Annotated in this window: 11 protein-coding genes; 10 read left to right on the plus strand and 1 reads right to left on the minus strand. The window is 52.0% G+C overall.

The window, feature by feature from the left end; translation table 11 throughout:
- The first annotated feature begins 58 nt into the window (after positions 1-58).
- Positions 59-541: a GNAT family N-acetyltransferase gene (locus ACI1P2_RS24300; protein ID WP_355323990.1), complete on the plus strand. Its 483-nt coding sequence runs from the start codon at positions 59-61 to the stop codon at positions 539-541.
- 105 nt (positions 542-646) lie between these two features.
- Here the strand turns inward: ACI1P2_RS24300 and ACI1P2_RS24305 are convergent, their stop codons facing one another.
- Entirely contained in the window at positions 647-1,477 is an 831-nt protein-coding gene (locus ACI1P2_RS24305; RefSeq protein WP_355323993.1) for an aldo/keto reductase, read from the minus strand.
- Positions 1,478-1,709: 232 nt separating this feature from the next.
- Here ACI1P2_RS24305 and ACI1P2_RS24310 point away from each other — a divergent pair, with 232 nt between their 5' ends.
- The 9 genes from ACI1P2_RS24310 to ACI1P2_RS24350 form a co-directional block, all read left to right on the plus strand.
- Entirely contained in the window at positions 1,710-4,109 is a 2,400-nt protein-coding gene (locus ACI1P2_RS24310; protein ID WP_355323996.1) for a polyprenyl synthetase family protein, read from the plus strand.
- 67 nt (positions 4,110-4,176) lie between these two features.
- Positions 4,177-4,434, plus strand: a complete 258-nt coding sequence (locus ACI1P2_RS24315) for a hypothetical protein (RefSeq protein ID WP_355323999.1) — start codon at positions 4,177-4,179, stop codon at positions 4,432-4,434.
- Between the two features lie 155 nt (positions 4,435-4,589).
- On the plus strand, positions 4,590-4,874 hold the full coding sequence (locus ACI1P2_RS24320) for a hypothetical protein (RefSeq protein WP_355324002.1): 285 nt from the start codon (positions 4,590-4,592) through the stop codon (positions 4,872-4,874).
- Between the two features lie 276 nt (positions 4,875-5,150).
- Positions 5,151-5,681, plus strand: a complete 531-nt coding sequence (locus ACI1P2_RS24325) for a hypothetical protein (protein ID WP_408976331.1) — start codon at positions 5,151-5,153, stop codon at positions 5,679-5,681.
- The gene (locus ACI1P2_RS24330) at positions 5,678-7,093 is read left to right on the plus strand and encodes a phage baseplate assembly protein V (protein WP_355324007.1); all 1,416 of its coding nucleotides are present in this window, start codon (positions 5,678-5,680) and stop codon (positions 7,091-7,093) included. Before ACI1P2_RS24325 ends, ACI1P2_RS24330 begins: the two co-directional genes overlap by 4 nt.
- Positions 7,094-7,106: 13 nt before the next feature.
- Positions 7,107-8,411: a pentapeptide repeat-containing protein gene (locus ACI1P2_RS24335; RefSeq protein ID WP_458296145.1), complete on the plus strand. Its 1,305-nt coding sequence runs from the start codon at positions 7,107-7,109 to the stop codon at positions 8,409-8,411.
- A complete protein-coding gene (locus tag ACI1P2_RS24340; RefSeq protein WP_355324013.1) occupies positions 8,408-8,941 on the plus strand; it encodes a hypothetical protein in 534 nt (177 codons plus the stop codon). Before ACI1P2_RS24335 ends, ACI1P2_RS24340 begins: the two co-directional genes overlap by 4 nt.
- Positions 8,942-8,944: 3 nt before the next feature.
- Entirely contained in the window at positions 8,945-9,361 is a 417-nt protein-coding gene (locus ACI1P2_RS24345) for a DUF4280 domain-containing protein (protein WP_355324016.1), read from the plus strand.
- A 51-nt stretch (positions 9,362-9,412) separates the two neighbouring features.
- A partial coding sequence (locus tag ACI1P2_RS24350) for a contractile injection system protein, VgrG/Pvc8 family (protein ID WP_355324019.1) occupies positions 9,413-11,334 on the plus strand: 1,922 nt, incomplete at its 3' end.

Below are 11,334 nucleotides of genomic sequence, written 5' to 3' on the forward strand. Positions count from 1 at the left end.
ATGGGGAGGTTCGCCTCCATTTACACAAGGAAGTTAATCGTTAAAGGAGCTTAATATTATGAGGTTGGTTGCCGTTCACCAGTTAGACAGAGAGAAGCTGATTCATTTCTTCAACACCCACTGGGGAAGCCCGGAAATGGTCGTCTCTACCGGCATGTATCAATGTGATCAACTGGATGGTTTCGCGGTGCTGGGAGAAGATGAAAAGATCATTGGCTTAGTAACCTATACTGTTAATGATCATCACTGCGAAATTATTTCTCTTGACGCCATCGAAGAGAACAAAGGAATCGGGACCCGGCTGCTGCGGCAGGTAGAGGCGCGGGCCAAGGAGAGGAATTTGCCACAGGTTAAGGTGATCACAACAAACGATAACCTTCGTGCGCTGCTATTTTACCAAAAAAGGGGCTATCAGATGGTTGCGATCTATCCCAATGCCGTGGACAAAGCAAGAGAGATCAAACCTTCCATCCCTTTGTTTTCCGAACAGGGAATCCCAATCCGGGATGAGATTTTACTGGAAAAGCACGTAGGGGAATAAAGAGGGGGCTGTTCCTTAAGGGAGGAATACTGCGAGCTCGGAACGTCTCGGAGCAAAAAAAGGAGGGCCCCAGGTCAGCGGACCTTCGGGGCGCCTCATCAACAATTAGAATAAAAGTGTATCCGGATCCGGACCTACACGGTGATTTTGATTCAGGGCATTAATTTTGTCCATATCCTCAGCAGACAATTCGAAGTCGAACACGTCGGCATTTTCGATAATGCGCTGTTCTTTGATGGATTTTGGAATGGTGACGATTTCGTTCTGCAGATCCCAGCGCAAAATAACCTGTGCTGTAGATTTTCCGTGCTTGCCGGCAATCTCCTTCAACACCTCGTTATCCAGCAATTGGCCCTGCGCCAGCGGGGACCAGGCTTCAATTTGAATGCCTTGCTTTTTGCAGTATTCCCGAAGCTCTACCTGCGTAAGCAGCGGATGAAGCTCCACCTGGTTGACCATGGGCTTCACTTCGGCATCTGTTAGCAAATCCTCCAAATGATGAACGTGGAAGTTCGATACACCGATGGCACGTACTCTGCCGTCTTTGTACAGCTTCTCAAGAGCTTTCCAGGTTTCTTTATATTTGTCTTTCCCTGGCCAGTGAATCAGATACAGATCCAGATAATCCAGGCCCAGCTTTTGCAGGCTTGTATCAAAGGCTTTCAGTGTGGATTCATACCCTTGATCCGCGTTCCATACCTTCGTCGTCACAAACAGTTCGTCACGGGCAATGCCTGATTCCCGGATCCCTTGTCCGACGCCTTCTTCGTTTTCATAAATTTTGGCGGTATCAATGCTTTTGTATCCGGCTTTAATGGCATATTTAACAGAGTCAATCACTTCCTGACCGTCCTCCACTTTAAATACACCCAGTCCAAACCAAGGCATTTTTACACCATTATGCAAAGTCACAGTATCCTGCAAATTTTTAGGCATGACAAAATTCCCTCCTGAAATTTAGTTTTCACTTACAGGTGCCGTCCGCTCATTTAAGACAGCCACAATATCTATAATAAACAGTCCTGACCGTGAATAGAAGTAGGCACTTTTCGCTTCTTAAGTATATCGCAGTATACCCTCATTCCCTTCATACCCAACAATTTCGTAACTTAAACGATTCTTTCCCGTAGTATGATAAATAAGCTAATACACTACAAAAGTTGAGGTCATGCACCGTATGTACGAGGAAATGATAAATGACGCCGATGCATGTTACCTGTTGGCTGAAGAGAAGGCCGCCAGGTATTTTGCAGCCCTTCATGAGCAGGTCACCGAGAGGTCTTATGTACCAACGTTAACGGAAGATTTTCAGCTGTGGAAGCAGAAGCATATCCGCCGCCATTCGTGGCTGTCCTTTTTTTCACGGGTAAAAAGAAAGCCGGATCACCGGGATGTTCATGCATATATGCAATGGCTCGAGTACACAGGCAAGCTGGATGATTATTTGGACCGAAGCGTCTCTTATCTGTATATGCGGGACCTGGGCCAAGCGCTGAATTCACCTGACACGCAGCTGCGGATTCAGCGGATGGCTGCTGACATCAAGAAACAGCTGCTTCGTTCCTCCACATCAAAACGGGGAGAGCAGCCGCAGCTCATCAGCCTGTCCAGTCTGTACCGGTGGGCACAGAAGGAAGGTATAGAAACGGCCGTCATCTGGCTTATCCATAAGCTTAGAGCGGTGGCCGCCAACATTCCGGAAGGCATGGATGCCGAGCAGGCCCAGCGCAAGCTGATCAAGATCATTCTCGGGGTCGTGCTGCATGTGCTGGAAGAACTGGGTGATGAAGCACCGCGTGAGGAACGTTCCCGCAGACTGGATGAGGCCATCAGACTTGGCTATTCCTATGGCCTGACCTATCCTTTTATTGACGATCTGCTGGATTCGCAGGTGCTGACCCCGCAGGAGAAAAAGAAATATTCCCACATGATACGCACCGCGCTGCTGACGGGTACGGTACCGAAAATAGGGGAATGGTCCGGAACGAACATGGAACTGATCCGGTACGTGCATGCGGAGCTGCGGGAAGCATTTGAATATATTAAAGGTTATCAGCGGCCGGAGACACAGAAAGTTTTTTTCGAGCAGTCTTATGTGTTTTTTCATTCACAGGAAATAGACCGCATGAAGAACCTGTCAAATGCGGATTACGCCAATGAAGATCTCTATATCCCCATCATTCTCAAATCAGCTTCCTCCCGCCTGATCGCCCGTTCCGTGCTGAGCGCTGCCGGGGATGAGGGTTTTGACCAGCGGACTTTTTATTATGGTATCTATAACCAGCTGGCTGATGATTTTGCGGATATGTTTGACGATATGAACGACGGCGCCGTCACGCCTTACACCTATTATTTGAAGTACCGGGAGCAGCGCCCCGATCTGATTAACCCTTTTGAATTATACTGGGCGGTCATCTCTCATCTGATCCATCATGTGTATCAATCTGATCCCAAGAGCCGAGAGGTCATCCTGGATCGTGCCATCAACGGGCTCAAGCGCTGCAGGGAACGTGTTGGAGCCGAAAAGTACAACGAGATCATGATGATTTTAACGTCCGGCATCCCCGAATTCAATCATCTGATCCAGTATATGGTGCGCAAAGCGGTGGATGTGGATTTCTTCGACAAGCTGCTGCGGGATCAGGTGATTGCGAATTTAAAGAACGACCGTATGGAAAAAGAAGACTTTTCAGCAACCATTGAAAAAGTACGCCATCAGATTAACAGCACCCTGCAGATTGCCAAGCATAACGGAGTGCCGCCGATGAAAGAGCCGCTGATCGATGCGGCCAACTACAGTTTGAACGGGGACGGCAAACGTCTGCGGCCGATCCTGACCTGGGTCATGGGTGTCCACCAATACGGGCTGAATGCAGCGGCCATCATGCCGCTCCTGCGATCGCTGGAATATATGCATACCGCATCCCTGATCTTCGACGATCTGCCCACACAGGATAATGCCTCCACCCGCCGGGGCCGCCCGACGCTGCATGAGGTGCACAACAGCTCTACGGCTGAATTGACCGGGCTGCTCCTGATCCAGCGGGCGACGCAGGAGCAGGCTTCACTTTCGCAGGAGCAGTTCGATCCGAAGACCGTGCTGGCACTCATGCGGTATTCGGCGCAAAAGGCGGAGGATCTGTGCATGGGGCAAATGATGGACTTGAACTCCAAAGGCCAAGTGTTAACGCTGGAGCAGCTGAATACGATGTGCTTTTACAAAACGGGGATTGCGTTCGAGGCCTGCCTGGTGATGCCTGCCATTCTTGCTCAGGCGCCGGAGAAGGAAATGGACGCTCTGAAGAAGTTTGCTTATCATACGGGTATTGCTTTTCAGATCAAGGATGATTTGCTGGATCTGGAGGGAGACGTGCACCTGCTCGGTAAGCCGGTAGGCAAGGATGCGGAGAACAACAGTTCCACCTTCGTCACGGTGCTGGGCCGGGAGGGTGCCACGAAGGAGATGTGGAACCACTACTGCCTCGCCATGGACGCCTTGAAGGAGCTGCCGCGCGGCAACGCTTTTCTGAAGCATTTACTGGATTATATTGTGCATCGGGAGCGGTAGGATATGAGAAAAAACCTAGGCTTATTGTGGTAAAATAACTTTAGTTATTCTACTGGAGGTGCTGAAGATGCGCTGGAGTGAGGTTAAAGAACGATTTCCTGACGAGTGGGTCGTCCTGGAGGCTACGAAAGCGTACTCCAAGGAGGGTCATCGTTACATTGAAGAGATGGTTGTGATTGATTCTTATGACGATTCAACCAAGGCGCTAAAACGTTACACCGAGCTGCATCGAGAAGATCCCCATCGGGAATATTGTTTTTTTCACACCTCTCGAGCTGAAATCGTGGCAAAAGAACGCTATATAGGAATCAGGGGACCGAGATGAATATAGCGGAATTACATTCACTACCATTCGTCAGCATGAGCATTATTTACAGAGGGAATCTTAAAACAAGCAAGGGCTATAATTGATGCTGGAGTCATGAAATTAACAGTTTAAGTTTATTAAATTCCAATCGAAGCGGAAGAGAAAAATAGAATATGGAAACTGGCGTTGCTCTTGGAGTACGCCAGTTTTTTTTGTGCCTTGGGATTTCACCAAGGAACGATGTTTTCTTTGTTTTTATGTGGGAATATGCACGCAGCAGCGGAGAGAACGAAGAAATTCCGGAAAAGCGGCAGCGTTCGCCTTTGATTCCGAATTTCTACTGCATAAAAGTCAATTCATTAGAAATTGGGGATCAACAGCGATGGGAGGAATGCTTCGTTCTCGGAGCGCCTCATAACATACAAAGTAGAAGGCTTCGTTTTTCTGTATATTCATAGGAAAAGGGAACTATTAACAATGAAAAACATAGACAAAAAGTATGGTATGTCCGATACTTACTTTTAAAAGGGTCTATGTTAAATATATCCTCTTAAAAATACACTCATTTCTTAACTGAAAGGACCGCGGCTATGGACTATATGGACGAGCATATCCTTAACCTCAGAAATCGCCTGAACAGCCATGCAGCATCTAACAATGCAGATGCAAGTAAAGCACAAACCGCCTTACAAGGGACAAACCAGCCAAATGCCGGGCAAAATAGAGCTTTGCGGATGGGCGATGAGCTCATTACCCTGGAGCCGCAGCCCATTCTGGACGGACAGATGGAGGTGAGCATTCCCAAATCGTTCGACCTGATGCCACCGGAGCAGGCTAAATTCAAGTATCCTTCTGAGCATCGCCCTGAAGTGATTTATTCTTCGTCGGAAGGCGCGGTGAATATCACCATCAATCATACGGAAACCGCATTGGAAGCCGACAAACTCCAGGAATTCACGGAGGAAATGGCCGATGTCCTCCGCTCTGTCCAGCCGATCCGCAATTGGATCGGAGTTGAAATGATCGTCAATCGATCCGGACTATCTATTGGAATAATTCGTTTCATATCAGCAGGGATCGATGTGAATTTGTTCAACCAGATGTTGCTTTTTATCTGCAACGGGAAGGTGGCTATTGGAGGATTCAACTGTATGGAACCGGAGCTGGAGGCGTGGATGCCTGCCGCGGAGGAGATGGCGCAATCGCTTCGTATTCGTCCATCTTCGATTAACAACGTATATGAGCAAGGAGTGGATTCGCTGTGAAGCTGGGATATGACAATATTATAATTTCACCCTATGAGCTGGTCGATCTGGAACAACTGACGTTGACCAAGAAAATTAACGAGCATACCCGCCTGTATTTTACAGGTGTGATCCCGGAAGACAAGCGCGACAGCTATGTGGAGACAACGGAGATGAATACCGTCATTGAGGTCAGCCAGCGCGAAGAATCGGGGGAGAGCAAGCCGCTGTTCAGCGGAATTGCCCTGTCGGTGGAAGTGAAAGCGGTGCGGGGAGTCTACTATCTGGAGGTTGAGGCCATTTCCCATACCTATCGCATGGATATCAGGCAGCGTACCCGTTCTTTTCAGGATACAAAAATGACCATTCCGCAAATGCTCGATGTGATCGGAGCGGATTACGAAGGACTGGAGGTGATCGACGGGGCGACGGATGGAGCCCAAATCGGACGGATCGCCATCCAGTATCAGGAGACGGATTGGGCTTTTCTGAGACGTATGGCCTCACGGTACCATACGAGCTTAATGCCTGCGGCACGCTTTGACAGCCCCAAGTTTTACTTTGGGATTGAGGACAGCCCCGGGCAGGCCGTGCTGGATCATACCCGTTATACCGTGCGCAAGCGGATGCTGCCGTTTCGTTATTTTCAGGAAAATGAGCAGGCCAATGTTGCTGAAAACGACTTTATTGTCTACGAGGTTGAGACCGATGATGTGCTGGACTTGGGGGCACAGGTCACCTTCCAAGGGCACAGCTTGTACGTGGTCGAGGCATATACGGAAATGAGGCAGGGGCTGCTGCGGCACCAGTACACACTCGCTTCCTACAAGGGATTGCGGCAGAAAAGCTATTACCAGGAAAAGCTGGCCGGGGCGTCTTTAAGCGGGGTGGTCATTGACGTTCGCCAGGATCAGGTGCGCATCCATCTCGATTGTGACAAGCAGCAGGACAAGGATAAGGCGTATTGGCTCAATTATTCCACGGCCTATAGTGCTGAGGGACATACGGGCTGGTACGTTATGCCGGAGATCGGTGATCCTGTCTCGATATATTTTCCGGGCAGTCGTGAAGAGGATGGCATTGCAGGCAGTGCGGTAAGACGCGCATCGGGGAGCGGTCCGCATAATAAATTCACGAATCCGCAGCTGAAAATCTGGCGCACCCCTCATGGGAAGGAGGTTCGCCTTGGGCCGAACGAGCTGGTCGTTACGGGCAAGGACGGCTCCATTTTCATCAGGCTGGACGATCAGGCAGGCATACACATCGTCAGCAACAAGCAGGTCAACATTTCGGCGGGTGGCAACTTAAGCATGTCGGCCGGGAAAAAAATGAATCTGTCCGCAGGCAGCGAGCTGCGCATGGATTGCAACGGCAGTTATATTCAGCTGAGCGGTTCGGCGGATATGAAGGGCAGCGAAGTGAAGTCGAACTAGGGGGCAGACCATGTTGGAAAAAACGGTACATGCAGCGGAGCAGCACTCGCGCCTGGACGAGGCATGGGCACTGCTGCGCGGACAGTGGGCAATGCAGTTCAAGGAAACAGAGGAGCAGCGGATTCAAGCCTGTGTAGAAGCCTTTCGCAGCTATTGCCGGGCCATTCGGCAGGAGCAGCTTCAAGGGAGAAAAGGAAAAATCGCGTATATCACCTTCTCCATGCTGCGCACCACCTGGCTGGAGAATCAGCCTGCCTATCTGGTGGAGGCGTCGGATGCTCTGTGGGTGCTTGATCCCGAGCCGATCCGGTTCGAGTATGACGCGGGCTGGCTGTGCTCTTATTGGCTTGATTTACAGCGGCAGCTGCAGGCAGCGGCGGGGGAGCAGCAAGCTTCCTTATCCGCGCTGGAATTGGAGCAGGCGATGCTGGAGGCAGCCTTGCCTATCCACTCGATCTTCGTCAATGTGATGCGTCTCGCGATGCGGCGTGCGGTGCATTTGCCGGAGTTTCAGGAGCTGGACCGGGCAGAGGTATTTGAAGTCCGTGTCGGAGAGTATCTGGACCAAAGCATCTCTGTCTATAAAGAAGACCGCACGCTGCGGGACGCGAACGAGGTGAAGCAGTGGCTGGAGGAACGGCGGGAGGATGCATACTGTTATCAGGTGTTGACTCAGGTGGAACTGCCGGATGGAGATTACAGCGGGCTGGATTTTCGTTATACCGCCTTTCGACGGGTCGGGATGAAAGGCTCCCGTTTACAACGATGCGTGCTGGTGGGAACCGTCTGGCGGGAATGTGAGCTGGATGAGGCCGGCTTTGCTTACAGTATGCTGCACGGGGCTGATTTTAGCGGCTGTTCTTTGAAAGGTGCCGTATTCGATACCGTAACAGGCAGTGCAGGATATGGGCCTGACCCTATGCTGGATTGGGAGCCCTTTGGATATGCGGGAGTGGATTTTACAGGGGCGGATTTGAAAGGAGCCAGCTTTAAGGCTGCCCGGATGCGCGGGGCGATATTCAGGGATGCTGTGCTGCAGAAGAAGGCTTCCTTTAACGGGGCGGATTTAGCTGAGGCTAATTTTATTGGCGCGGATTTGACGGAGGCCAGCTTTGCGGGGGCTGATTTGAAAGGCGCTTCTTTTGCAGAGGCCCGTCTGCTGGGGGCAGATTTTACGGGCGCTTGTTTACTGGGCGCTGATTTTACAGGCTCTCGTTTAGAGGGTGCTGATTTTACAGGCGCAAATTTGCAGGGCGTAGTGTTTACTGACGAACAGCGCCACGAAGCCGTCGGTTTGGAAGGGGAGGAGCAGAAATGAGATATTTTCGGCTGATGGCGGATGAGCGTGTGCAGCATCGGGTAGAGCCTTCTTCCCTGTCCCGTCTGCAGGTTGAGGAAGTCATGTCGGTAACCCGGTCGCCAGAGACTCAGGAGACCTCTCTTTTTTTAAGTGTATATACGGATCAACGGACGGTATACCCGGATTTTCTCGAATATCCTTTGCCGCTCGTTTCTGACCGGGTGAAGGGCTTGCTGGAAAAATACATGCCAGAGCTTGCCTGGAAAGCGGCTATATTGACAGACTTTGAGCAAGCCAGGCAGGAGGCGTATTGGGTGCTCCGCCCTCCGGTGATGGACTGCCTGTCCAACCAGTCGGAGCGTTACCCCGACCAGACCTTGAAGCAACTAGTGCTGCGCCAAGTGGAGGGGATGCCGCCCGTTTTGCGGATTGGCGGGCTGCTGGAGCCCTATATTTATATCCACCTGTCGGTGGCGGAAAGCCTGCTGCGCCGGTCCTTGACCGGGATTCGGGTGGAAAGAATCGAGATGGAAGCCAGGGAGGGATAGATGATGGAAGAAGTGCAAGTAAACCCCGGAAGTGAAGCCAAGAAAAGCTATGTGGTCGCAGGCGCCATTCTGAGCTGCAGCTACGGAACGCAGCCAACGCGGCTGAAGCGGCCTTTCAGCCATGGGGTGTACGTCAAAAATAAAGCACAAATGAATATTGCGGATTACGTGCCGGGTGTGAACATCGAATCCTTTGGGAACTGCTTCAGCCCGCTCAATCCGGCGGTGAAAGCCAGCGAGATGGTGGACATCTACGGTGTGAAAAAGGCACCGTGCGTGCCTGTGCTGACCATGCCTTGGCTGAGCGGCAAGAGCGACGTGCTGATTGAGGGCCAACCGGCCTTGACGCAGAATTGCACGCAGCAGTGTCTGTATTGCGGACATATCCGGATTGAAAATGACGGGCAGGAGCTGGACTAACGGCTGCGGCAGGGAGGCCGCTTGTCATGGGGAAAGGAGTCGGGAATTCATTTGAGTGTATCGCACAACGACAACGGGATCGGGTACGAAAGTCTGCGCCTTTATGGTCCCTTTCAGCCTCAGCATATCGAAAAGTTGAAGATTACGAGAGCGATCAACGAGCACGCTTATTTACATATCAGCGGGGTGCTGCCCGAGGAGCAGGGTGCCGCCTGTATCGGTCAGAGTATGGAGGAGGAGCCGATTGTTCTGCGCCAGCTGGATGAGCAGGGGCAATCGGTAAGAAGACTGTTTCATGGCCTTGTCACACGCATGTCAGTGCAATGTATTCGGGGCGTGTATACCTTTGAGCTGGAGGCCGCTTCGCATTCGTATCAGATGGATATTTTGCTGAAAAAGCGCTCCTTTCAGGATATTCATCGCACCTATGACGACTTGGTCACTGCGCTGGTCCGGAAGTACAGGTACGGCGATTTGATCGACACCGTGACGGACCGTGCCAAGTTAGGGGCTTTTGTTTTACAATATCAGGAGACGGATTGGGCGTTCCTTAAGCGCCTTGCCTCTCGCTTTGGGTCTGTGCTGGTGCCGGAGGTGACGGCTGCGTCGCCCAAGCTCTTTTTCGGGATGCCGGAAGGGAAGTTGTTCAAGCTGTATCGGGAGGTTTCTTACCGGGTACGCAAAACCTTTTATGAACCAGGAGCAGGATCGCAGGGGAAACGGGACGGCTCGTATATGATTTACTCCTTTGAAAGTTTGCAGTACTTTGCGTTGGGTGATTTCGTTACATTGCCGATTGGTGATGGCAAGGAGCTTGTCGTTGTCCGGGCTGTGACCCGGCTGCGGGATGGCTTGCTGTACACCGTATACGATCTGCAAGCAGAGCAGGATATCCGGTATGCCCGTTATGAGAATGAGCAGGCTGCCGGCATTACCTTGATGGGCAAGGTGCTTCAGGTGCAGCAGGATGGTGTGCAGGTGAAGCTGGACATTGATCCTGAGCAGGACCAGGCTACCGCCTGCTGGTTTCCGGTGGCGACCCGCTATGTCGCGGAGGGGCACAGCGGCTGGTATGATATGCCGGAGATTGGGGACCAAGTGCAGCTGTACCTGCCAACGGCCCGTGAAGCAGAGGCTTTTGTGACCGATTCGCTGCGGCAGCAGCGGTATACGCAAGGGGAGCCGGGGGTGAAGGCATGGCGGCATGCGGGCGGCAGCGGCATGGAGATGGCGGCAGACAGCCTGACGCTCTCCACTCCTGGTGAAATGTCCATTCTGCTGCATGAAAGCAGCGGCATTACCGTCAGCAGCCCGGGTGATATTGAGGTAAAAGGCGGCAGCATCAAACTGGATGCAGGCCAGACCTTGTCGCTTCAAGCCGGGACGGGGCTGTATTTAAAAGGCGGGGCCAGCAGCATGGTGCTCGACGGGGAGACGGATGCCAAAGCGCCGGTGATTCATCAGGAAGGCACGATAAAAGCTCCCGTCTATGTGGCTGACCTTCCGCCTGTACCAGAGCCGCCGCTCATGAGCATCAAAGCATATGAAGCGGCACAAGCAGCAAAAGCGGAAAGCGCCGCTTCGGCTGCGGCCCGCCCGCCCGTCACTGCCAAAGTGACGACGCCCGCAGAGAAGAAGCAGTCTGATTCCCTGCTGGGCACGGTGTCCAAGCTGCTCGGGTCGATTCCAGCGATGGGAGCAGTGGCGGGAGCTGCGATGGCAGCAGGACCCGGAGGGGTGGCAGTAGGTGCGGTTCTGATGGCAACCGCAGCGATTCCTGTCCGCAGTACAGGAACGAGTCGTTCTGTAGATGGAGTTTCTAAAGGCGGTTTGCACACGCTGAAACATTTGGCCAGTTTGGCGCTGCAGGGGCTGATCAGTCAGTACGAGCACGAGCAGGCCAAGCAAGCCTATTACACCAAGTGGATTTTGGGAAAGGTGTTTACGAGTGCCCGTGATGTGACACATTCCCG

It is taken from the genome of Paenibacillus jiangxiensis (genome assembly GCF_046098255.1).
GTDB classification, from domain to species: Bacteria; Bacillota; Bacilli; order Paenibacillales; family Paenibacillaceae; genus Paenibacillus; species Paenibacillus jiagnxiensis.